The sequence below is a fragment of the Paenibacillus sp. RU5M genome (assembly GCF_900221055.1).
Taxonomy (GTDB): Bacteria; Bacillota; Bacilli; order Paenibacillales; family Paenibacillaceae; genus Paenibacillus; species Paenibacillus marchantiae.
In genome coordinates this window covers 938,573-962,257 of sequence record NZ_OBQM01000001.1, presented here as the reverse complement: position 1 = coordinate 962,257, position 23,685 = coordinate 938,573, and the positions used below count along the sequence as shown (strand labels likewise).

Genomic DNA, 23,685 nt, shown 5'->3' with positions numbered 1-23,685 from the left:
TGCTTCGGTATATTGACCGAAATATTTTTATTTCATTTGAAAACCACTCGCCAGCACGTCCGCGCTCACCAGCCGCTGAGCTGCCACTAGCAAAATAATAGTAGGCAGCGTCAGGATGATCGAGAATACGGCTCCGGCGCTGCTCGGAAAGTCGGAAATAATGGAGTACATGACGATTGGCATTGTTTTGTAATCGGGAATACCAACCAGGAACGTGCCCTGCGCTTCGTCGAGCGAATTGAGGAACGTGAAGATCGAAGCGACCATGATGCCGGGCATCGCCATTGGCAGGGTGATGCTGCGGAACACTTTGAACGGGCTTGCCCCAACGTCCCGCGCCGATTCTTCCTGCGCCCGGTGCACGTTGCGAAAGGCGGAGGTCGGAATCCAGGTCATGAACATCAACACATTAATCATATGGATAAGCACAACGCCGAGCAGCGTATTCATCAGTCCAATCCGGTAGAAAAGAACCGCAATGGAAACATACAACCCCATTTTCGGAAAAGCATGCGTCAGCAGGAACGAGAACAGGAACATCCGCTTCAGCGGAAACTGGAGTCTTGCGAAGGCATACGCTGCTGGGATGCAGACGACGATGGACAGCAGGGTCACCAGAGTAGCAATAAGGAACGACAGTGAGATCGACGAGACAATATCGTCCTTCGCCAGTACGAACTCCCACCATTTGAAGCCCCATACCTGGGGCAGAATATCCGGATAATTCCACTTTTCACTAAAGGCAAGCACTAGCAGGTTGACCAGCGGACCCGCGAAAAAAATGGCGAACACGGTCAGCAACACAAATTCGATTATTCTTCTCGGACCTACGTGTTTCCAGTACCAAGACATGTTCCGTCCTCCCTTCCATTTGTCGATTGACGAACAATCACTTCGCTTTCGTATTCAATCAGGCGCGGCACGCTCCCCTCGCCGCAAATCAGGCGATCCAGAATCGATACCGCGTCTCGGCCAATACCAGATGCATCCACGCTGACGGTAGTCAGCGATGGGTGGTACATGCCAGCCACTTCGGTATTGTCGTAGCCCATAACGGATACTTCCTCCGGAACGCGGACTCCACGCTCCAGAAGCACCTTCATCGCACCCAGTGCAAGCATGTCATTTGTACTGAACAGAGCGCTGTATCGTCCCTCCCGGAATGTCACATAATGCTCCTCCATCAACTTCCGACCGGAATCGAAGCTCGATTCCGATGACTCGACAACGGTAAATCCGTCCTGTTCAGAACTAACGCCGAGGGACTCCAGCCTTTTTCGGAAGCCCTCCAATCGCAGCGAGTGGCTCCGATGTTCGCCCGGTCCAGCGATGATAAAGAATTTGCGGTGTCCGCAGTCATATAAATGCTGTGCCGCCCGTTCTCCACCGGCTTCATCGTTGCTCACGAGATGCACGACGTCCGGATCTTCCGTCGATCCGTTGACCATCAGATAAGGGATATTGAAGTTTTTGACGTAATCGATGACGTTCTTCTGCAGCCGGCTGACCAGGATGAGTCCATCCACCCGCTGTTCCAGCATATAATCAGTGGAGCGCAGCGACATTTCCCTATCGGTCTTCAGAAAAATTGAGTAGCCCATCTCTTCAGCGGACATCAGTATCTCGTCAATGATTCTGCCATACAGCGTGTGGGACACGATCGGCAGCCTGTCACGGAAAACGATGACTCCGATGTTGTACGTGCGCTTGGCGACCATCGCTCGGGCGACGGCGCTCGGCTTGTAGCGAAGCTGCTCGACCGCCTTGAGAACGCGATCCCGGACTTCAGGACTCGCATATCCGTTTCCGGAGATAACCCGAGAAGCAGTCGATTTCGATACACCAGCCAGTTGAGCCAGCTCCCGCAAACTATGATTCAGCTTATTGTCCAATCCCTATTCTCCTTTGCAAAATCCGTCTCTTCCCGGACGGCAATTAGCTTCGCCGGATCACGGGTTGTTATCGAGTCGACGCCCAACTGTGCAAGTCGCCGCATATCGTCCGCCTCTGAAACCGTCCAGACGTAGATAGCCAGACCGCTCCGCTGCACAGCTTCCATAAGTTCTGGCTGAACGACCTGATACGGCACGTTAATCCCAAAGCAGCCGGCTTCGCGAGCATCTGCACACGCCTGGAACACTGCCTCGTCGTAGCTCAGACTGCCGAAGCTTTGCTTGTTCACATTAAGAAGCCTGCGTATGCTTGGAGCGTAACGACTAGCTTTAACCGCTGACCCGTAATCGCAGCCACTGAGAAACACCATCTCCGCCATACCCATCCGATTCACCAGAGCTGAGACCGGCTCCAGAGCGCTGTCTGTTTTGATATCAAGGTTCATCACTTTACCGGCTGCGCGTATCTGCTCAAGCACATCCTGAAGTGTTGGAATAGGCGATAGTCTAGCGGTGTTCAACTCCTTCAGTGTCATTTCTGCAAGACTGCCGCAGCTTCCATCTGCCAAAGTGATATTGTCATCGTGGGCAAGCACCGGCACATGGTCCCGAGTCGAACGGATATCGTCTTCGTAAATATCTACGCCAAGTGTTAGGGCTGCCTGAAGTGACTCGAAAGAATGATCAGGATGGCCCATACAGCCAGTATGGGCTGTGATCAGCGGGAATTTGTTCATCGCGGGTATCCTCCTTCTTCGAAATAGATCGCGTTGGTAAAGGCGATCAGTACATGGACTCCTCGTACGGTTCCCCACAGCTCGGCACGAATCCAACTGCGGGGGATTTCTGGAGCGGACTCCCTCAGTTGGGCTTCAAATTGCATCATCTGTTCGTCCGATGAAGACGGAACTTCAAGATTAAGCTCCTCGCCCAGATTGGAACATAGCTTCAATCTGCAGACCTGCTTCTGTAGCGACCAGAGTCCGGAACGGACCGAGAAGTCCAGCATCAAGTTCGCCCGGACCGGATCCTCTGCAGCTTCCCGTCTCTCGACTACCGTTGGAACGGTAGAGCCGATTGCATACAATGCATCTCCAGCTTCCAGCGTCAAGGTCAGCAGAGGACCTATCGTTACCGACGCGCGCCCTTCCCGCAGCGCTTGGATAAGCGTTTCTTCATGGAGCGAAAGGGCTGTCGAGCCTCCGTTCCCCGCCACTGCGTCGTCCTCAATCCCGAGATAAGTAACTGAGATCGGATCGTCTGTCTCGCCCTGCGCATGCCAGTCCCTGCCTGAAGTGGCTGCAATCCGATATCCTTCGTTCAGCTTGTGAGTCCACAGATCAAAAGCTCGCCGATTGTTCGTCTGAATGGAAGGGAACGTGCCGGACCAGACTTCGATGTAATCGACAGCGGACCAGTTCCCAATCTCGTATTCCCAGAAGCAACCGGTACAGGCAGGACTGCCGATTCGGAAGGGATGAGCAAGCCCGGCGATTCCACCGAGTCGATGCACGTTCTCGATCCCCGCATCAATTCCATCCCGATTCGCTTGACGCCAGTCGGCAAAAGCGCTAAGTCCTATCGTCACCATATGACCGTAAAAAGTTGTCCACTCCATACCGGGAATGATTCGTAGTCCGTACCTCTGCTCGATTTCCGCTTTGCCGCTCAAGCCGGACATCGTGTTGTGATCGGTCAGCGCGATGGCGTCGAAGCCCAGATTGGCTGCTCCCGCTGCCAGTTCTCCCAGCGTCTGACTGCCATCGCTGTGCAGCGTATGTGTATGCAGTTCACAGGCGAACCACTTCATATCGAGTCCTCCTCTGTCGTCCAGACTTCCAGCCGATAAGTGCACGTATCGGTCACGATGCAATGCAGGCTTAATGTGACGCTCCAGGGCCCCGGAACCAGCTCACCCGCCATAAGGCCGGGAGAAGCTTCTCTCTCCGATACATATAGATCCTGCACCTCGTCTTGGCGGTGGCACGCCCCTCGGTATCCGCGAGCATCGTCCAGCGAGAGTGTGATCAGATTTTTCAGAGGGAGATGCCGATCAGCATTGGCAATCGCGTATTCCCGATGTTCCGGCAAAATGTATAGATCGTAACTTTCCTCGAGCAGCCGTAGCGCATTCTCCCGATTCTCAAGCGTCTTCGGCGTATATTGTAATCGCAGGTTCAGCTTCACGCAGCCCTCTTCCAACTCAAAAGGAATGTGGATATGTGTTTTGGAATCCTCCGGAGATGCGTATCCTTGTAGATCCAGCAGCTTCATTGCGGCGCACCACCTTTCATTAATCCGTTATCTTCATGACTTACGTTATGCACGTTTTGCTGAATGTGGGACCGTTCCCACATCTAATACTTATGTTACGGGTTAAAAATCAGGTCCATATCTGCATCGTGTTAATATTCTGTAAATGCAAAAAAGACCGAACTTCTATTAAAAGAAGACCGGTCTTTGTATTTTTTTATCGCTAGATTGTTTTCGCACTGCATACAAGTGGCAGCACATAAAATTTCTCTTGAATGGATTCTTAAAATCGATTGATTGAAAATGGAGAAATGTTATGTTCCGTTTTCCCTGATATAATCAAATCACTTAAAATCTGTCCAACTACACTACTAAATTTAAAGCCATGTCCTGAGAAACCTGATGCAATGGCAACGTTTGGATAGTTAGGATGTGTATCTATAATGAAATCTTCGTCAGGAGTCATTGTATACATACACGTTTTACCGAACTTCAATTCTTGTGCTGAGGGCATATAGTGTTGCAAAAATTGTTTTAAATCTGTCGTGTCTTCCTCTAGTTCACCAAATTCCAGGATGGCTTCATCTGGATTGATTGTATCTCCTCCATCATGTCGGCCTAATTTTAATCCGGAACCATCAATGCTTGGGAAACCATAATAATGTCCGTGAGATGTTTCAAACGAAAAGGCTGGGAACTCCTTATGATTATATAAATCATCTTTAGTATCAAACCAGGCAAATGTTTTTCTTATAGGATTAAGAGGAAGATTTAGATCCAACATGGAAAGGAGACTTCCTGACCAGGCCCCTGCTGAAACTACTAACGCATTAGCACTAAAAGTATGATCTTCGGTCTTGATGGTAACTCTTTTATCATGAACCATAATTTCTTTTACTTTACTATTGGTTATGATGGTAGCTCCGTTTTGCTCTGCGAGTTCTCGATATGCTTCAATGCATTCCTCACATTTCAACACTCCTGAGGTTGGTTCGTAGCAACCAATGTAATTGTTCGGTAAATTGATGCCTGGCCAGCGCTTATTTACTTCATTGGAATCTAAAATCTCAAGTGGTAATGAATAGGTTTTTGAGCTTGAAATGATATTTTGGATAAAATCTGTTTTCTCGTAACCCACGTTTATAACCCCAGTAGGGAGAAATAATTGTTTTCCCGACACTTTCTCTAAGTCATTCCATAATTCTTGAGCCTTGAGTGCCAACGGAACATAATTTTCACCTTCACCATACGCGTGCCGAATGATTCTTGTCTCTCCGTGATGACTGCCTTTGTTATGGGGCGGGTTAAAGGAATCTATTAATAGTGTACTTTTCCCACTCTTGGATAAAAAATAACCCGCCGCCATCCCCATTGAACCTGCTCCTATTACAATTACGTCATAATGCATTGCAAGTTGCCTCCTTGTAAGAAATCCCCATGTAACTTAAGTATTAAGTATGGCTAGTATTCTTCTATATTACTAATGATATTAACACTTAACAATTGCGCTATCCTGGACATGATACCCAAGTCATAATAAAAAAACCGCATAACAATGCGGTTTTCTTAGATTCGTAAATTTACTATTACTGAGCCGTTAAAATCAGCGGTCCATCCGAGGTGATTGCGATCGTATGCTCATATTGTGCCGACAACTTGCCGTCGGCCGTTCTCGCCGTCCACTGATCGTCGTCGATCCTGATACGGAACGTTCCTTCGTTGATCATCGGTTCAATCGTAAACACCATGCCTTCTTTTAATCGAATGCCTTTGCCGGCTACGCCGATATGCTCATAGGTCGGTTCCTCATGCAGGCTCCGCCCAATCCCGTGTGCCAACAGATCACGTACCACCGAGTACCCATGCGCTTCCGCATGCTTTTGAATCGCCGACGTTATGTCGCCGAGCCGGCCTCCGGGTATAGCCCGAGCAATTCCCAGATCCAAGCATTCCTTTGTCACCTTCATTAACTTTTGCACTTCCGGCCGAATATTGCCTACCGCATAGCACACACACGAATCGCCGAACCATCCCCCGTATTCCACGACGATGTCGAGTTTTAGCAAGTCTCCATCCATGATTACCCGTTTCGAAGGAATGCCGTGGGCCACCACATCGTTGATCGAAATGCAGGTTTCGGCGGGGAAACCATTATAGCCTTTCGTAAACTGCTTGCCACCCAGCTTGGTGATGTGCCTGGCAACAAAATCATTGATTTCTAGTGTGGTGATGCCAGGCTCGATTAGTTTGGTCACCTCGCGGTAACAGTCCGCAACGATTTGGCTCGCCGGCTTCATTTCTTCAATTTCCCTAGGTGATTTTATAATGATCATCTTTTGTATATTCACTCCTTAGGCATCCTATAATTTTAAAAACCCGACGATATCCCCTGCCTCCTCGTGCAGCTTTTCGCGACGCAGCGAAAGCGAGGCGCACCCAACCAAGGCAGCCATCAGCATTTCCGCGCGCTGTAGCCGATACGGCTGCTCCGCCGCGTTTCCGCCGGAAGCATCATCCTCGTCTGCCGCACGCCCGGTGTCCACCAGCGCAGCAAACGTCGAGAGCACCTCATCTTGAAAAGCAGCCATAAGCTTGGTCGAGCGTGCTTCAGGTAGCGAGGCAAACCCCTCAAGAGCCAGCTTATACAGCAGGTATATGGCGTGGTCCTCCGCCCAAAGCTGCAGCAACTGGACGCTGGCTGCCGCGACGGGGCCAAGTTCTGCGGAAGCGGTCGTTTCGTAGTTTCCGCTTTGGGAATCCGCGACAGCAAAGTTTCCGGTATTCGCCGCAGAAGCAAAGGCGAGGAGCCCATTCGCTGGCTCATCCCCCGAATTCGAAGCGTGTGGGGCTGCCGGTGCTCCCCCGGCCCGCTCCAACGCATCCCACAGCAGATCGTGGAGCAAATCGCCTTTATTACTGTAATAATGGTATACCGTGCCATATCCGAGTCCCGCCTCAATGGCCACATCTCGGATTTCGAGTAAAGACCCTTTATTCAAAAACACATCGGCAGCGGCTTTACGAATTTGCGCCAGGCGCCGCAGCCGGATCTCTTCGTTTTGTTCTTTTGTGCGTGGAGTCATCTCGTCCGCTCACCTCTTTTATTTTTGACCTACTCTTATGTCAATATAAAACATTAGCTTGCAAATAACAAGAATTAGCTGGAGGATTACGGAAAAACAGACATACTAAGCGGGTGCCCCGGCTTAATATGTCTGTTACTTAACGAGTATATAGCTTTACCACAACATAATGACAAAGCCTTTTAACACTTCGTTCTTGTCCTTCCAAATTAATTCGCGCCATTTTACCCCTTTGATTAGCCGTTGAATGTTACTCTAACCAAAATACATTTGGATACCATTGCTTTGCAGATGGGATTACCAGGCGTACACGCCTTGCTCATTCAAGAATTCGCCGTTATGATGTTTGCCATCTGTCGCATAACCCACGATAATCGCAGCAGCTGCCTCTTTTGATTTACCGCCTTCAGCATTTCCGTTGAGGTCTGTTGATGTGAATCCAGGCGTTACCGCAAATACTTGAGCCCTGCTGCTTTTAAGTTCATAAGCCATCGAAACTGTCATAGCATTGTTGGCCGTTTTGGATGAGTTATAATCGAATGCGTTTAAAGCAAATCCAGCATTTTGCATATGATCCAGAGAAGCCATGTCGGTCGATACATTAACGATTGTGCCTTCGTTATCTTTGATTAACGGGAACAAACGCTGGTTCAGACGAAAGGTTCCGAAAAAGTTGACTTCAAAAGCGCTCCTCAGATTCTCTTCTTTGGTATCCGTAAAAGAACGGGCGAAAGCACCCGGCATACCCGCATTATTGATCAAAAGTGTTAAGTACGGATAATCCTTGGCAATCATATCGGCTGCCCTTTCGATAGTTTCCAAGTCACTCATGTCAATTTGCACAAATTCTATGTCTAACCCCTCAGAAGTTAACTCGGTAACAGCTGCTTCGCCCCGTTCAACGCTGCGTGCACCAAGGACGACTTTCCAGCCGGCTTGTCCTAACTGCTTAACGATTTCGAATCCGATTCCTTTATTTGCTCCAGTTACAAAAGCGGTCTTCTTCATGTGAATCCTCTTTTCTCTAATTTGATTTCATTAACAATACATAAGTTACTATGCTACACTTAGTGTAGGTCAACTATAAATTTTGATAAAAAAGAGGGTTAACATGTTAACGATTGGAGAAGTAGCGAAGAAAGTCGATATCGCTATCGGGGCGATACGCTTTTACGAAAGAAAGGGCCTGTTGAAGCCTGCTGCGCGAAGTGAGCAGAATAACCGTCTTTACACGGAAGATGATCTGAACTGGCTGGTTTTTATCAAATGTCTTCGCGAAACCGGGATGAGTGTGGAGGATATCAAAACGTATTATGACAAAGTAAATGAAGGAACCTCGACTCTGCCGGAAAGAACCAAACTGATTCAAGATCAAAGGCAAAAGTTGCTGGAAGATATCGAGGAGAAAAAAGCGCAGCTCGTTCATTTGGATCACAAATTGGAGCGCTATTATCGCGGAGAAAATTATTAAGATAAGTCTTTTCCTAAAGACAAAACTTTTGAATTTCATGTAATTAGAACGTTGAACCCAAAAAAGGCAGACGATCACGTTTGATCGTCTGCCTTCTTCATTTTATTTAGCTATAGTTCGCATAAGCTAAAGTTTCAACATCGATGAAACTATTGTTTAAATAGGTTGACAATGAGAATTGTTATCAATAATGTGGAGTGAGTTACTATCGAAATGAGGTACACAACGTGAAAATAGATGTGAATCAGTTAGCAGAACATTTTGCACACATTCCTTTTCAAGTAGAGGGAATATATAGATATGCTACAAATCCAGGAGTGAATCACGCTGACTATACCGACTCTTTTCCTGGATTTGTGTTTCCCCTTACAGGAAAGATACAATTTCAATTTAATGGAACACCTTATATTCTTTCGCCAGGAAAAGTGGTGCATGGTGGTGCAAAAATGAAATTGGATGAAAAAACGTTTGATAACTCCAACTGGGAATATATCCTTGTTTTATACCGTATATGTAGCTCAGAACTAGAAGAGTCAAGCTTTTCCCATCAGCATTTTGAATTATCAACGGGACAATCCCCACGTCTTATCGAATTAATTATGCAGCTTTGGCATGTGTATAATCAGCGTGGAGGCATTTCAAAATTTCAGACTGAAATGCTGTTTCGCGATGTGCTGAACGAAGCCTTAATAAGTGTGTCGAATAGGCAAATGAGTAGTGAATCACATACTTTATTCGAACGGGTATCTAATTATATTCATGAATACTACTATCATGGCCTTACCATAACATCGCTCGCAGAACAATATAACGTTAATCGAAATCGACTTTCTTACGTATTCAAAAAACATGCAGGGATGGGCCCGGCAGAATATCTATTAAAATACCGTATAAACATGGCACAAAAAATGCTATTTACAAGTGATGTGCCAGTACAGCAAATTGCACAAGCGGTTGGAATTGCTGACCCTTTTTATTTCAGTAAAGTGTTCAAGAAACAATTTGGCTTTTCTCCTACTGAATATCGACGGAAGTTCATCAATAATCCATGCTAACTTCAACAGGCATCCATTTTAAAGCAAAAATTAAATCAGTATACTTATGGCAGACCAAGAAAAACATCATCATGTCTTGAGTTGCGTATGCAGCATTGTATCGAAAGTGAAAAATAAGGAGGGCTTACTATCCATCATCAAGCGATTAAACTAAGCGAGGAACTATCTAAAATAAAAGATAATTGGTCACCCCAATTAATTGGTGAAATGAATGACTATCAATTTAAAATTGTTAAGATTGCTGGCGATTATGAATGGCATGTTCATCCCGAAACCGATAAGTTATTTTTCGTGATTGAAGGCGAGATGATCATTGATTTTCGTGATGGTCAGGTGAGAATTTCCAAGGATGAGATGTTTATTGTCCCGAGGGGACTTGAGATCAAACCCTCCGCCGAAAAGGAATGTCATATCATGTTGATGGAACCTAAAAGTGAAGGCAACACTGGCGGGACTGAGTCCGCATAAATACCCTACTACGTTTCATCGAACGGACATTGTAATAAACGAATCTAAGCCCCTTCAGCAATGAAGGGGCTTTTGCTTTTTAAGATAACACATGTCACTAAACAGTTGAATGGTTTTATTAACAAACCGATTTTAAATAAATAGATTATGATTTGCATGAGCTGCCTGCCCCAGATAGTAGCCCACTCCACCGATGTTAACCGAATCCATTAATTCTTCACGCTGAATCCCCATTAAATCCATGGACATCTGGCAAGCGACAAACTCAACTCCCTGCGCAGTTGCGGTCTGCATCAGTTCTTCCAGAGAAGCAACATTATTATTCTTCATAATGCCTCGAATAATCTTTGGGCCAACTCCAAGCATATTCATTTTGGACATGCCTAGCTTGTGGCTGCCGCGCGGTAACATCATGTCAAACATGCGGCCAATCATTGTTTTGGATACAGGCTGTGGCTGATGCTTACGGATAATATTCAATCCCCAGAAAGTGAAGAACATGGTTACTTTACGTCCACTTGCTGCTGCCCCATTTGCAATAATAAGAGAAGCAATCGCTTTATCTAGATCACCACTGAAGACAACCAGCGTGCTCGCAGGCTCCTCTTTAGGAGTTTCCATAGCTGACGATGCGGTCTGCGCAGTATTTTTGGCAATTACAGCTTCAATAGTACCGCTTTGGGATCGTTCCAAGTGTAGAAGTGAGGAACCAGACATCGTTGCCCATGCTTTCACATCTTCATAAAATCCTGGATCGGAAGCTTTCACCCGTAGAGTCTCTCCATTCGATAGTTGATCCATTTTCTGCTTGAGTTGTATCAGCGGACCGGGACAACTTAAACCGCACACGTTCAACTCATTATCAATACGCTGTGGCTCTGTAAAGATTGGATTGGAGAGCTCTGCTTCCTTTACAGCATGTTTCGGATTGTTGTTCTGACCCTGTCCATCATTATTATCATGGTTTCCGGTAGAAATTGGAGCAGGCCGAAATTGTGCTTGGCGGTATGTTTTATAACCTCCACTCAGATTTTTCACATTAAAGCCATGCTGACGCAAAATCTGCGAAGCTGTATATCCACGCAGACCAACCTGGCAGTATACCCAAATATCTTTGGTTGAGTCTAATTCATCTAATCGCTGACGAAGCTCATCCACTGAAATATTTATGGAGTCCGGAATATTCCCATTGCGATGCTCCAGCTCACTGCGTACATCCAGCAATATCGACTGCTCCGGCTGGCGTTCAGTTAGCTGATCATAGGTGAACGTTTCAACACGTCCAGCCGTAATATTTTCAGCTGCATAACCAGCCATATTAACTGGATCTTTCGCAGAGGAATACGGTGGCGCGTAACTCAACTCAAGCTCTGATAAATCACTGATGTGACCCCCAAAATGAATGGCTACAGCTATGTCATCAACCCGTTTATCCACACCGTCATAACCAATTGCTTGTGCACCTAAAATTTTACCTACCGGAGTAAACAGCAGTTTAAGTGTAATCGCGCTGGAACCCGGATAATACGATGCATGAGATGCAGGATGCACAATTACAGTTCGATAATCGATGCCGAGACGTTTTAGTGTTTTCTCATTACTACCTGTAGTTGCTCCGGTCATTCCAAACACTTTAATAATTGCCGTTCCTTGTGTTCCTTTGTAGATGGAACTTAGTCCGGCGATTTGATCTGCAACAATTCGTCCCTGTTTGTTGGCAGGTCCAGCAAGCGGAATAGCTGTCTTTGTGCCATGAATGGTTTCAGTTACTTCGATGGCATCGCCAACAGCATAGATATGTGGCACACTGCTTTCGAGTGCTTCGTTGACCATAATATGTCCACGTGTTCCTAGGGAAACTCCGCTATTTCTCAGAAAAGCTGTATCTGGAGTTACTCCTATCGCAAGAATAATTAGGTCAGCTGTCAGAACACGACCATCTGCAAGCTCAACACCAATTCCCTGCTCAAGTGCCTGAAAGCTCTGAACCCGCTGGGAAAACAACAGCTTCACCCCATTTTGCTCCATTTCCTGTGCCAATGCTGCTGCCAACTCAGCATCAAATGGTGTGAGCAGCTGACCATTACCCTCTACCAACGTTACATCTAATCCGGCTTCCTTCAAATTTTCCGCCATTTCAACACCAATAAATCCCCCGCCTATAACAATCGATGATATGTTGTTAGAAGAACTTATTTGTTCCTTGATGCGATCAATATCTGGAATGCTGCGCACTGTATAAATCAGTGGATTATCCGTACCCGGCAGATCGGGAATAATTGGCTTGGCACCTGGTGACAAAATCAATTCGTCATAGCTTTCTTCATATTGACCGCGCTCCTGGCTTTGTACCTGAACTGTACGAGTATGCGGATCAATAGCGACGACCTCACTTCGCGTACGCACATCAATATTAAATCGATCGACCATACCTTTGGGAGTTTGTACTAGCAAACGCTCTCGATCCTCGATCGAGCCACCAATATAATAAGGTAAGCCGCAATTGGCAAACGATATATAGGGTCCTTTTTCAAATATGATAATTTCGGCATGTTCATCCAGGCGGCGCAGACGGGCAGCTGCTGATGCACCACCCGCTACTCCGCCCACAATCAGTACTTTTTTACTCATGATTCACAATCTTCCTCTCCAAACAAAATAGGTATCATCTGTTCAATCCGTTGGTCGGCAAGCACGTAATTTACTTCAAGGCCATTGCGCTCAGTCGTTACAATACCTGCACTGCGTAGCTTCTGCAAATGCTGGGACACTGTTGATTGGGGAAGGTCTAGACACTCCTGCATATATGAAACATTACATTTCTTTTTTCGCATCAACCCGCGCACAATGCACAGACGAATTGGATGAGATAGAGCTTTCAGTAGATTAGCAGGTTCATCGAACTGTTTTAAATTAGTGCTATCAAAAGCTTCTGTATTCAAAAATACCCCTCCTGAATCGTTATATCGTAATATTACGATATTTGAATTGGGATGTCAAAATATTTTCATCTTATGCTCATGGCCCTATAAAATTTTAACCAACAAATTTATAAGGCAGCTGAACGTATTCAATCAATAATCAATTAAGTAAAGTATTTCTTTTAATATGTTAATCCTAAAATTAATACCTGAGGATACATAAAAATATTCCTTATATCTAGAAGCTGATTTCCCCCTCTTACTCTCCCCAATCTGTTAGTCACATCTAACATATAGGGGTTTATTTAATACGTCCACTTCAAAAATCGGTGCGTTCTTCCATGTCGCCCCCTACTTCTCTTCTAACTAAGTCGACCTTCATTAAAACAACAATCCCAACAGTTTTATCGAGTTTTAGTCCCAGCTAGTGTAATTCAGTTTAAGTAACAATTCTCGAATGAAAACATATCAATCACGTTTACTATGTCCCATCAATATGTTATATAACACCCATGGCTAAAATAAACATCTCCATACTAAATCCGATCATACTAATAGAATGGCTTCTCTCCACAATGTGTCGTCCTCTGTTTATATGACTTAAGCCGCTCGGCTTATACACGAATTTAACGTTTTTTCCCCACTAAAATCTAGAATAAATATAAGAAAACAAAATCATTTTTCGGAGGCACTTTTCTTTGTCTTCAAGTGTTATAGGGATAAAAGGTCAAGGAGGTGTTGGCATCGCCGCAGGAATACATTAACTCAGAAGAAGTGGAAACGCTTATCTCCAACATTCAACAAGGAAATACAAACGAATATGAAGCGATCATCAAGATATTTCAACAGCCGATTTTCCGCTATTGCTACCGTTTGCTGGGCAACAGACAAGACGCTGAAGACGCCGTACAGGATGTATTGGTCAAAGCCTATCAATCGCTGCATCAATACAAGAAAGAGAATCATTTTTCGGCTTGGCTGTATCGGATCGCCTATCATCATTGCCTGAATCTGCTGCGAAGACGCCGTATTTATCTTAATGTATTGAAGATTATTTCCTTAGAATCCGTTGTAATAAGCTACGAACAGGAGCTGGATAATATATTGTACAAGCCTCTATGGGCTGCAGCACTGTCTCGATTATCACTGGAGGAACGAAACTTGCTTATACTTCGGGTTTTTGAAGACAAGACTTTCGCGGAGATCGGCACCATTTTGAAGGTCAACCCTAATGCGCTTGTAAAGAGAATGAAACGGATCCAGCAGAAGATTCGGAAATCCATGAAATTGAAGGAGGAATTCGTTTGGAACGAAACAGAGTTGCCCATGAATACCAAGATTTAAAACAAGCATTGAGCAACGAGAGGATGCCTGAAATCGACGTCACCTGCCAGGTAATGCGCAGAATCTCTTTAATTGAAAGCCGCCGTCATTCGGTCTTGAAAAAAACAACGAGAAGCACAGCTGCAATGGGTGGTATGCTCGCCCTCATTTTGCTAATCTCAGTCAGCGCTTATGCCGCTTCGGAATACATCCAGCTCTTTACTCGTGACGGGGTCGTTAAGGTCCAACATGTTGCTTCGGATGAACCTGCTACTGGCACGGCAAACGTATATGATTATTCTGCTGCCCAGGTACAGGACTTTGCTAAGCCGGGGGAATTAATCGCTTTTTTTGTGAAAAGCGACAGAATTTCAGAAATTACAGAGCTTGGACTACGTTTTGAGTATAAAGAACAGCAAATAACTTCGTACTCCGACTTCTTGAAGGAAATCAAACGTACAGGAGCTCCTAACCTGCCTCTAACCGCCATGGGCTATTCCTTCGAGTACGGAAAGATAAACCCAAAATTTCCAACAATTGATGTGCAAAAGGAAGACTCCTATTACCAGAAAGTATATAGTGATCTTAGAGTTCAAGCTGCCAAATCTTCTTCAGAGCAAAAGGTGTTCATGAAGACCGTACCATGGTCAGAGCCTTTAAGCATTAGCGGAATATATTCAAAAGGAAAGGCCCATATCGGAATTTCTGTCATCCTCATGAATGGAGGAAATATGGTTGTAGAGCAGGAGAAAGAGAATTCAACGGACAAAATTTTAGTCGCCGGAACGGAAGTTGTCTATAACAGTATGAAAAAAAATGCCGTAAGTTATCATTACCTAAACTGGTACAATGAAGAGCAAGATGCATATTACACACTTTCCAGCTTTGGGGACAAAGAATTAACCAAAGCACAATTTTTACAATTGGCCGGAGAGTTACTAAGAAAAGGAACATCATAAGAAAGCCGATAAACACACAGAAGCTGTTGTGTTTATCGGCTTTTTTAACTACCCTTATATTATGAATGAATAATTCCCAATCTTCGGAATCAATATAAAATTAAAGACCTGATAAGAAAGAACGTACACAAAACACCCAGCAATAAAAACATCATTGCTGACTGACGTTCATTCTTCCACAATCGAATTGTATTAGCAATATTTAAAATTACCAATGCAAGCATATTAATTCTAGTATTCATTTCAAAAAAATTAATACACAGTAGAATAAATACCACTATCCCGACAAAAAGAAACCATATCGGTATATTCTTAGTAAGCCGTTTAATCATTTCATTCCCCTTTTAAAATTTATATTCTATCTCTAATAGGGTATTCTTCAACTTTATTGAAATACCTTTATAATTTTAAAAAAGTAGGAATCGTAGGTGTCCACGCTTTTTACGAAGATTTTTTACGCTACAGCCTCAAAACTCTTCCAAAACCTTGGATTTGTCCCCATGAATTTTCTCCAGATGTTCTTCTCCCCAATATCACAAATGATCTAGCGCGGGTTTTAAGCCCCATCCGTAGGCCGTTAACTCATACTCCACTTTGGGTGGGATTTCTTTATAAACCTTTCGTGCATTCTTTTCTAAACGTCTTAATTGAGCGTTCAGCATTTTTTGCGTAATATCAGGTATTAGCGCCATACTCATTGAAAAATTCACTCTTACTGTGGATGTTAAATAAACTTAAATAAACTTTTTCCACATATGACACTGTGTCATTTTTATTGTTGACTTGTGACACAAGTGTCATATATAATTCATTAATCAGCAATTGTGACACGGTGTCACTTATTAGGATTGGAGGATCATATTTGCCCAAAAAAACATTTTTTCACTTATCGAAAGATAAACAGGACACGTTAATTCAATGTGCTAAAAGGGAATTTTCTCGAGTTCCATTACACGAAGCATCTATTGCCAATATCATCAAAGACGCGGGGATCTCTAGAGGAAGTTTTTATCAATACTTTGAGGAAAAAGAGGATCTGTATTATTACCTGTTGAACCAGTCCTCACAAAAAAATAGTGACCGATTTATCGCAGCTTTAAAGGAGAACAACGGAGATATATTCGAAGCTTTTATCGATTCATTTCAATTTATGATTCAGAATCACACTAATCAAGAACACAAAAACTTTTTTAGAAATGCCTTTTTAAATATGAATTATAAAACGGAAAAAACATTTACGAAGAACATTTATGAAGAAAATCGGGATAGCCATCTTTTACCTATCATTGGGTTAATGAATACGGAAACTTTAAATATACAAGGGGACCGAGAATTGCAACATATTTTAAAAATCATTATAGCTGTAACCTTTGATAACCTTATTCAAATATTCGTAAAAGATTTAACCTATGATGAAGCTTTAAAAAATTATGGTGAGCAGATGGAACTGCTAAAAAAAGGATTTAAAAAAATTTAAATAAATAGATGTTTATACACAAATATTTAAACGACTAAGGGATTAAATGAAGTGTAAAAAAGGAGAAAAGACATATATGGATTCAGCTTTACAAGAAAAAAAACCACCCTATTTAATGATTGCGATTCTTTTTATTGGTGCATTTGTTTCATTTCTAAATAACTCGCTCTTAAATGTAGCGCTGCCATCCATCATGGTGGATTTGAACATTAAAGATTATTCCACGATCCAGTGGCTTTCTACTGGCTATATGCTGGTCAGTGGTATATTGATTCCGGCGTCAGCATTTTTATTAACACGTTTCTCCAATAGAAGTTTGTTTATTACTTCCATGACCATCTTCACTTTAGGTACGGCCATAGCAGCCGTTGCACCAAACTTTGGCATATTGCTTACAGGAAGAATGGTTCAAGCAGCAGGCTCTTCAGTAATGGGACCACTGTTAATGAATATTATGCTGGTAAGTTTCCCACGCGAAAAACGCGGAACAGCAATGGGTATTTTCGGATTAGTTATGATTACAGCCCCTGCAATCGGGCCAACATTATCAGGTTTCATTGTAGAATATTATGACTGGCGCTTGCTTTTCGAAATGATTTTACCGTTAGCCGTCATTAGTTTACTATTAGGGATTTGGAAATCCAAAAATATAATGCAGCAAAACAAAAATGCAACACTGGACTATTTCTCGATCATATTATCTTCCATTGGTTTTGGTGGTTTGTTATATGGGTTTAGTTCTGCAAGTTCAGATGGCTGGACAGATCAAGTTGTCTTAATCACTTTAATCGTCGGAGCTATTGCTCTGATCTCCTTCGTTGTCCGTCAATTGAAAATGGAGACGCCATTATTGGATTTACGGGTTTACAAGTATCCGATGTTTGCCCTTGGCTCTGTTATTGCGATTGTAAACGCAGTGGCGATGTTCTCCGGAATGATTTTAACACCGGCATACGTACAAAACGTAAGAGGTATTACACCACTTGATTCAGGTTTAATGATGTTGCCTGGTGCGATAATCATGGGGATTATGTCACCTATTACAGGTAGACTATTTGATAAATACGGCCCACGTGTTCTTGGCGTAATCGGACTTACGATTACAGCGATCTCAACGTACATGTTGGCAAACCTACAAATCGACTCGACTCACACTTATATTATCCTTGTGTACACTCTGCGTATGTTTGGTATGGCAATGGTGATGATGCCTATTATGACAAACGGCCTAAATCAATTGCCAACACGCTTAAATCCACATGGTACAGCTGTCAACAATACAGCTCAGCAAGTGTCCGGTTCGATTGGTACGGCTATTCTGATTACGATTATGAACTCGGTGACAAAAACAAAAGCTGAAGATTTAATGACTGGTGTTGATCCAACAACTTTGACAGCAGCCAATAAAGCTTTATTAACCCAAGAAGCGTTACTAGCCGGAATTCAATATTCATTCTATATCGCACTTGGAATTAACATTGTTGCATTAATATTAGTTTTCTTCATTAAACGTGCGGAAGTAAGTGATGAACCTGTCGAGGCTTTAAAAAATCAGCAGGGTAACACTAAAACTAAAACCGCAGTAAATTAATTAAAAGCATTTGATCAAAAAAAATACAGACAATATCAAAGAAATATAATAACTAGGGGCCTACTATCTTAAGGATAGCAGGCTCCATTTTCTTTTCTCTAAACTTACATGTTATGTATGTTTTCAATCCAATAGACCGGGTATATATTCATCAATGATTTGTTCATTGGGGAGGTTAGATAAATATGTTTATGGAATTAACCATCAAACTAGTGATTAGCTTTTTTGGGCTACGGGCCATCACTTTTATTACAGGTAGAAAAACCGAACGATCATTAGAAATACCACTAAACGATAAGAAACCTGTAGCCGTTTAATAGGCTACAAGTTTCTTATACTTAAAAAATGTTAGGATTACTTCTTAAGAAAGTATAATTCCTTGTAGAGAGTTTTTCTTGGGTTTCAATACTTAACCTCAATCATCAAGTCTGCTCCCTTGCCTAAAACCTGTACCTCTTTCACTATTTCTTGGCCGTTTGGAACAATAACTGGACTCAATAGTTCATATCCAGCCTTCTTGATTAAAGGAATATCAAACTCAAGCAGCACTTGACCTTGTACGACACGATCTCCGGTTTGTACATGAGCAGTAAATCCTTCACCTTTTAAAGATACCGTGTTCATGCCGACATGAATTAGAATTTGAACACCAGAATCGTGCTCAAGAATGAGTGCATGCTTGCTCTTCTCCATGATATGGGCAATCTTACCCGAAAATGGCGCTGTCACTTTTCCTTCGGAAGGTTCAACTGCAAATCCGTCGCCCAACGCTCTGCTGGAAAAAGCTTCGTCTTCTACCTCATCCAAAGAACGAGTTGTACCTTGAATTGGGGAAAAAATCTCCAGTGTATGTTCTTGTTTTCTTTTAAATCCAAACATGTTGTTTCCTCTTTTCCTTTGCAGAAGTCTGCCTCTAATCCCATTACTGTCTTCAATCTTCTAAATGCTCACCGTTACTTTTGATACAATTTTGATACCAATAAAATGAATCCTTTTTATACCGTTTATTCGTACCCTGTCCACGGTCATCCCGGTCAACGTAGATTACACCGTAACGCTTCCTCATTTCGATCGTACCACAGGAAACAATATCAATAATCCCCCACATCGTGTAGCCGATTAATTCAACTCCATCAATAATAGCCTCTTTCATTTGTTTGAAATGTTCCTTGAGATAGTCAATTCGGTAAGAATCATGAATTTCGCCTTCATTCAATTCATCAAGGGCACCTATTCCATTTTCCGCAATGAAGATGGGCAGTTGATAACGATCGTACATTTGGTTTAAAGAAACCCTCAGACCAATCGGGTCAATTTGCCAGCCCCAATCACTTGCTTTTAGATACGGATTTTTGTTTCCTGTCACTAGGTTCCCGCCGGTTCGATCCCAGTTTTTATCGGTTGTCGCTACCATGGACATATAGTAAGAAAAACTCAGGAAATCAACAGTGTATTCCCGCAAAATATTATCGTCATCCGCTTCTTTATGGATATTGATGTCGTTGTCATTAAAGTAACGTTCCATATAAGCGGGATACTTGCCTCGCGCCATAATATCCGTATAAAAATAGTTGGCATATTGTTCATCTAAAATAGACTGCATTACGTCTTCCGGCTTACAGGTCGCAGGATAAGTCGTGAAACGGGCAATCATGCCGCCTACCTTAGAGCCCGGGATGATCTCGTGTGCCAGCTTAACGGTTAGGGCATTCGCTATGAATTGGTGATGTAGACATTGGTAAATTGCATTTTCATAGTCTTCTTCCTGATCTTTTATCAAGCACACACCGTTATAGGGGTTAAACTTGCCGGCATTGATCTCATTGAATGGCAGCCAATAATCCACCCGATCTCCCAGTCTTTCGAACAGCACTCTGGCATATCGCAAGTAAAATTCGATGGTTTGCCGGTTTTTCCAGCCGCCGTATTTCGTAACCAAGTTAACCGGAATATTGTAATGCAGGATTGTGGCAAAGACTTTCATTCCTCTTTTGCGACATTCATCAAACAAATCAATGTAAAACTGTATACCTGTCTCATTCGGCTCTGCATCATCACCGTTAGGAAAGATTCGAGCCCAGTTAATGGATGTCCGGAAGATTTTTAATCCTAATTCTTCCATCAATCTTAAATCCTCTTTATAGTTGCTGTAAAAATCAATTCCCCAGCGAAATGGGTAATGAGTCATATCTTTGTCCAATAATGCTTGCTTGAACCGCTCACCAGTCATGTTGATGTTACGATGATGGTCACGCTCCTCTTTGGTCCAGTTGCTGTCAAAATAACGCAAGTCTTGGGTATCCAAACCTTTTCCGATCACGTCATAGGCACCGTCCGCTTGGGATGCTGAAATTGCCCCGCCCCATAAGAAATCTTCCGAAAATCCTGTTCTCATATTCATATCCTCCAATCAATATTTACATTTTTCTATTTTTGAATGGGGTTTAATCAGAACCCTCATCCTTATCATATAAAGACTTAAGGTGATGGAACAATGTCAAAAGATCAAATAAAAATAACAAAAAGTAAGATTGTAATTCTAATGTTTAGTGTTTAGATTTTTTCAACAGTACGGTTGTTAAGAAGTAGGACAGGATAAAACTGATGATAGCGCCGATAATTGCATACACAAGATTCATCGCATGATTTGGATCTGCAAAAATGGGTAGAGTCAGTAATCCAGTCGGAGCAAGCGCCAGTCTCTTAACTCCCATAAGGCCAACAAACAATCCACTAATTCCTCCGGCAACCAGTACGGCATAAAATGGTTTTTTCAGCTTGAGATTCACCCCGTAAATGGCAGGCTCTGTTACGCCGAGGAGAGCGGTAAAAGCCGCGGAGTTAGCCAATACTTTAAAATCCGGATCATTCTTGACGTGTCTGGCCACCGCAAATGCAGCTGCGCCTTGTGCAACGTTAGCCACCAGAAATCCGGCGCCAATCATATCGAACCCATAGGTTGTAATGGATTGAATGACAATGGGTATGGTAACAGCGTAATGCATACCCAGCATGATAAATACCGGCCCGAAAATACCAAAAATGAAAGGTGAAATCCACACGAGATGGTTATTCAAAAAATTGATTCCCACTGCAACATATGTTCCAACGATGTTACCTAGTGGAGCTATAAAAATTAGGGCAACCGGTGCCATTACAAGTAAAGTGATTAACGGTTTCATAAAGAAACGAACTGATTTTGGGGTTACCCGATCCGCAAACCGTTCAACATAAGAAGCAGCCCAAATCACCAAAATAATCGGGATAACGGATGAACCATAGCTTACCAAGGATACGGGTATCCCCAAAAAGTAAACAGGGTCTTTGGCTTCTACCATAGCCACAAAACTCGGGTGTAATAGAACGCCGCCTAAGGACACAGCCATCATTGGATTCATCTTAAATTTGTTTGCTGCCGAGAATGCCAGCATAACCGGCAGGAAATAAAAAGCCGCATCTGTAACAAAGTTAAGAATGGCATAGGTTTGTGTTTCTTTGGACATAAGATGAGTCATCGTTACAATGATGAGAAGCGTTTTGAGCATTGCAGCCCCAGTGATAGCAGGCAGTATGGGCGTGAAAATCCCAGAAATCGTACCCAACAAACGCGAAATGACAGACTCTTTTCTTGCAGAGACGTTTGAATCTTCGGTTTTGATCTCTTCCTGGTCAGAAGTGTTATCGCTTAACAATGGAACGATCTCATTGTATATTCGCGCCACCTCTTGTCCTACGATAACTTGGAACTGTCCACCGCTGTTAACCACTCCAAGGACACCAGGAATCGCCTTCATCTTCTCTTGATCTGCCTTAGCTGAATCTTGAAGCGTAAAACGTAATCTTGTAGCGCAATGCGTTAACTGGTTGACATTCTCTCTGCCCCCGATTTCTTTTATGATGTTACTTCCTGTACGCTTGTAGTCCATATCTTCTTCCCCCTATTCCCTGACTTAATATCACTTTTCAATTTGCGGAAAATGTATGACCAGTGATACACTTAAATTGTAAAAGGCTTTGGAAGCGGTAACAATATCATAAAGAAAGCTATACTATATCAAAAGGTAAGGTTGGGTGATATGGACTATAACCAATTGGATTTTTTTCTAAAATCATACACCGATAGTGAAAAAAAGTATTTGGCTAATCCGGATGCGGTAAGCCCGATCTACCAAGATATGATTCAGGTAGATGTCCGGGGGCATATGGTCTATCGCTTTAAACCTCTAAATGTCATTGAAACCGGAATCGCCATTAGTAAGGACTCTCGCTTTACTAGCGTTCCTCTTTACGTTCATACCAATGTCAATATGAACTATATATACTCAGGAGAATGCACGTATGTGGTGGATGATAAAACCATAACGTTAAAGGAGGGTGATGTTTGTGTTTTTGATAAAGACGTTATTCGTATGAAAAACAAGATCGGGGAAAACGATCTTGTCATCAATATCAGTATGAGTGACCAATTTTTATCAAGTAATTTCCTCAGCCGATTAGCTAAACAAAGCATTGTATCCAACCTAATCCTTTCAGCCATATCCAACAGTCAAAATCATGATAACTTTCTGATCTTCCGTACTAAAGGTAACCATAAAATTAAACGTTTGTTTGCCGATTTGCTTTGTGAGTATTATGACTTGCGTATGTACTCAAGTGAGATTATCAATTCGTATCTGGTGATTATTTTTACAGAGCTACTGCGTATATATCAGGATGATTCCGAAAATCAGAAAATTCAGTTATCCAACGATTCTTCAGGCAATATAGTGGATATCCTGCGTTATATTGAAAAGGAATATTTGAACTGCACCTTAACGTCATTATCTAAACAGTTTGGTTATCATCCGAAATACCTTTCATATCTTATCAAGGAAAAATCGGGAAAGAATTTCAAAGAACTTCAGGTTTCTTTGAAATTGAAGTTAGCTTGTTATTACTTGGCTAATACTTCATTATCGATTCAAGAAATTGCAGAGAAGGTTCAAATCAGCAACCTGAATTCGTTTTATCAAAAATTCGGAGTGACTTACAATATGACGCCAAAAGCTTATCGCCAGGCTCATAGTTAACCGATTTGGAGAGAAACGTATGAGACCACATCATTAGCTATGGTCTATGCATCCTATTCTTGCCCATGAATTTAAAATGTAATAAAAAAGCCGCTGATCTGTTCAGACCAGCGGTGGTACCCT

At 43.0% G+C, this 23,685-nt stretch carries 23 protein-coding genes and 1 pseudogene; 9 read left to right on the top strand and 15 right to left on the bottom strand.

The annotated features are described in order from the left end of the window. Positions 1-27 precede the first annotated feature (27 nt). The 9 genes from CRO25_RS04490 to CRO25_RS04450 form a co-directional block, all read right to left on the bottom strand. Positions 28-852 carry an ABC transporter permease gene (locus CRO25_RS04490; protein ID WP_076289304.1) on the bottom strand — a complete coding sequence of 275 codons (825 nt, stop codon included), beginning with the start codon at positions 850-852 and terminating at the stop codon, positions 28-30. Further along, the gene (locus CRO25_RS04485; RefSeq protein ID WP_079693790.1) at positions 828-1,892 is read right to left on the bottom strand and encodes a LacI family DNA-binding transcriptional regulator; all 1,065 of its coding nucleotides are present in this window, start codon (positions 1,890-1,892) and stop codon (positions 828-830) included. Before CRO25_RS04485 ends, CRO25_RS04490 begins: the two co-directional genes overlap by 25 nt. Then, a complete protein-coding gene (locus tag CRO25_RS04480; protein ID WP_063568311.1) occupies positions 1,877-2,629 on the bottom strand; it encodes a glycerophosphodiester phosphodiesterase in 753 nt (250 codons plus the stop codon). The genes CRO25_RS04485 and CRO25_RS04480 overlap by 16 nt, the downstream gene beginning before the upstream one ends. Beyond that, positions 2,626-3,702 carry a CehA/McbA family metallohydrolase gene (locus tag CRO25_RS04475; protein WP_079693791.1) on the bottom strand — a complete coding sequence of 359 codons (1,077 nt, stop codon included), beginning with the start codon at positions 3,700-3,702 and terminating at the stop codon, positions 2,626-2,628. Before CRO25_RS04475 ends, CRO25_RS04480 begins: the two co-directional genes overlap by 4 nt. Continuing rightward, a complete protein-coding gene (locus tag CRO25_RS04470) occupies positions 3,699-4,166 on the bottom strand; it encodes a hypothetical protein (protein ID WP_079693792.1) in 468 nt (155 codons plus the stop codon). Before CRO25_RS04470 ends, CRO25_RS04475 begins: the two co-directional genes overlap by 4 nt. 262 nt (positions 4,167-4,428) lie before the next feature. Next, complete coding sequence (gene solA, locus CRO25_RS04465; protein ID WP_079693793.1) at positions 4,429-5,553, bottom strand: N-methyl-L-tryptophan oxidase; 1,125 nt, start codon at positions 5,551-5,553, stop codon at positions 4,429-4,431. 178 nt (positions 5,554-5,731) lie between these two features. Then, positions 5,732-6,478 (bottom strand): type I methionyl aminopeptidase, encoded by a 747-nt coding sequence (gene map / locus CRO25_RS04460; RefSeq protein WP_079693794.1) that lies wholly within the window; start codon positions 6,476-6,478, stop codon positions 5,732-5,734. A gap of 27 nt (positions 6,479-6,505) precedes the next feature. After that, on the bottom strand, positions 6,506-7,228 hold the full coding sequence (locus CRO25_RS04455) for a TetR/AcrR family transcriptional regulator (RefSeq protein ID WP_079693795.1): 723 nt from the start codon (positions 7,226-7,228) through the stop codon (positions 6,506-6,508). Positions 7,229-7,525: 297 nt separating this feature from the next. Then, positions 7,526-8,236 (bottom strand): SDR family NAD(P)-dependent oxidoreductase, encoded by a 711-nt coding sequence (locus CRO25_RS04450; RefSeq protein ID WP_072733155.1) that lies wholly within the window; start codon positions 8,234-8,236, stop codon positions 7,526-7,528. A 103-nt stretch (positions 8,237-8,339) separates the two neighbouring features. Between CRO25_RS04450 and CRO25_RS04445 the strand changes: the two genes are divergently transcribed. The 3 genes from CRO25_RS04445 (at position 8,340) to CRO25_RS04435 (ending at position 10,222) form a co-directional block, all read left to right on the top strand. After that, positions 8,340-8,699 (top strand): MerR family transcriptional regulator, encoded by a 360-nt coding sequence (locus CRO25_RS04445; RefSeq protein WP_063562626.1) that lies wholly within the window; start codon positions 8,340-8,342, stop codon positions 8,697-8,699. Between the two features lie 227 nt (positions 8,700-8,926). Continuing rightward, positions 8,927-9,754 (top strand): AraC family transcriptional regulator, encoded by an 828-nt coding sequence (locus tag CRO25_RS04440; RefSeq protein WP_079693796.1) that lies wholly within the window; start codon positions 8,927-8,929, stop codon positions 9,752-9,754. Between the two features lie 129 nt (positions 9,755-9,883). Beyond that, entirely contained in the window at positions 9,884-10,222 is a 339-nt protein-coding gene (locus CRO25_RS04435) for a cupin domain-containing protein (RefSeq protein ID WP_079693797.1), read from the top strand. Positions 10,223-10,354: 132 nt separating this feature from the next. On the opposite strand, the gene CRO25_RS04430 is transcribed toward CRO25_RS04435, so the two are convergent. Both CRO25_RS04430 and CRO25_RS04425 read right to left on the bottom strand, forming a co-directional pair. After that, on the bottom strand, positions 10,355-12,853 hold the full coding sequence (locus tag CRO25_RS04430) for an FAD-dependent oxidoreductase (protein ID WP_079693798.1): 2,499 nt from the start codon (positions 12,851-12,853) through the stop codon (positions 10,355-10,357). After that, positions 12,850-13,164: a helix-turn-helix transcriptional regulator gene (locus CRO25_RS04425; protein ID WP_064637503.1), complete on the bottom strand. Its 315-nt coding sequence runs from the start codon at positions 13,162-13,164 to the stop codon at positions 12,850-12,852. Before CRO25_RS04425 ends, CRO25_RS04430 begins: the two co-directional genes overlap by 4 nt. 717 nt (positions 13,165-13,881) lie before the next feature. On the opposite strand from CRO25_RS04425, the gene CRO25_RS04420 reads away from it, so the two are divergent. Both CRO25_RS04420 and CRO25_RS04415 read left to right on the top strand, forming a co-directional pair. Beyond that, the gene (locus CRO25_RS04420; RefSeq protein WP_063562631.1) at positions 13,882-14,487 is read left to right on the top strand and encodes an RNA polymerase sigma factor; all 606 of its coding nucleotides are present in this window, start codon (positions 13,882-13,884) and stop codon (positions 14,485-14,487) included. After that, entirely contained in the window at positions 14,448-15,425 is a 978-nt protein-coding gene (locus CRO25_RS04415) for a hypothetical protein (RefSeq protein ID WP_079693799.1), read from the top strand. The genes CRO25_RS04420 and CRO25_RS04415 overlap by 40 nt, the downstream gene beginning before the upstream one ends. Before the next feature lie 467 nt (positions 15,426-15,892). On the opposite strand, the pseudogene CRO25_RS04405 reads toward CRO25_RS04415, so the two are convergent. After that, positions 15,893-16,111: pseudogene (locus tag CRO25_RS04405) on the bottom strand (winged helix-turn-helix transcriptional regulator); the annotation flags it as partial. Positions 16,112-16,287: 176 nt separating this feature from the next. Here CRO25_RS04405 and CRO25_RS04400 point away from each other — a divergent pair. The 3 genes from CRO25_RS04400 (at position 16,288) to CRO25_RS33780 (ending at position 18,810) form a co-directional block, all read left to right on the top strand. Next, positions 16,288-16,902 carry a TetR/AcrR family transcriptional regulator gene (locus tag CRO25_RS04400; RefSeq protein ID WP_063562634.1) on the top strand — a complete coding sequence of 205 codons (615 nt, stop codon included), beginning with the start codon at positions 16,288-16,290 and terminating at the stop codon, positions 16,900-16,902. A gap of 76 nt (positions 16,903-16,978) precedes the next feature. Further along, the gene (locus CRO25_RS04395) at positions 16,979-18,493 is read left to right on the top strand and encodes a DHA2 family efflux MFS transporter permease subunit (RefSeq protein WP_063562635.1); all 1,515 of its coding nucleotides are present in this window, start codon (positions 16,979-16,981) and stop codon (positions 18,491-18,493) included. A 185-nt stretch (positions 18,494-18,678) separates the two neighbouring features. Then, on the top strand, positions 18,679-18,810 hold the full coding sequence (locus CRO25_RS33780; protein WP_256863544.1) for a hypothetical protein: 132 nt from the start codon (positions 18,679-18,681) through the stop codon (positions 18,808-18,810). Positions 18,811-18,895: 85 nt separating this feature from the next. Here the strand turns inward: CRO25_RS33780 and CRO25_RS04390 are convergent, their stop codons facing one another. The 3 genes from CRO25_RS04390 to CRO25_RS04380 all read right to left on the bottom strand — a co-directional run bounded on the left by CRO25_RS04390 (position 18,896) and on the right by CRO25_RS04380 (position 22,419). Continuing rightward, positions 18,896-19,372 carry a PTS glucose transporter subunit IIA gene (locus CRO25_RS04390; protein WP_063562636.1) on the bottom strand — a complete coding sequence of 159 codons (477 nt, stop codon included), beginning with the start codon at positions 19,370-19,372 and terminating at the stop codon, positions 18,896-18,898. Between the two features lie 52 nt (positions 19,373-19,424). Continuing rightward, positions 19,425-20,888 carry a glycoside hydrolase family 1 protein gene (locus CRO25_RS04385; protein WP_079693801.1) on the bottom strand — a complete coding sequence of 488 codons (1,464 nt, stop codon included), beginning with the start codon at positions 20,886-20,888 and terminating at the stop codon, positions 19,425-19,427. Positions 20,889-21,039: 151 nt separating this feature from the next. Next, the gene (locus tag CRO25_RS04380; protein WP_079693802.1) at positions 21,040-22,419 is read right to left on the bottom strand and encodes a PTS transporter subunit EIIC; all 1,380 of its coding nucleotides are present in this window, start codon (positions 22,417-22,419) and stop codon (positions 21,040-21,042) included. A 150-nt stretch (positions 22,420-22,569) separates the two neighbouring features. Between CRO25_RS04380 and CRO25_RS04375 the strand changes: the two genes are divergently transcribed. Further along, the gene (locus CRO25_RS04375) at positions 22,570-23,562 is read left to right on the top strand and encodes an AraC family transcriptional regulator (RefSeq protein ID WP_079693803.1); all 993 of its coding nucleotides are present in this window, start codon (positions 22,570-22,572) and stop codon (positions 23,560-23,562) included. Positions 23,563-23,685: the final 123 nt, after the last annotated feature.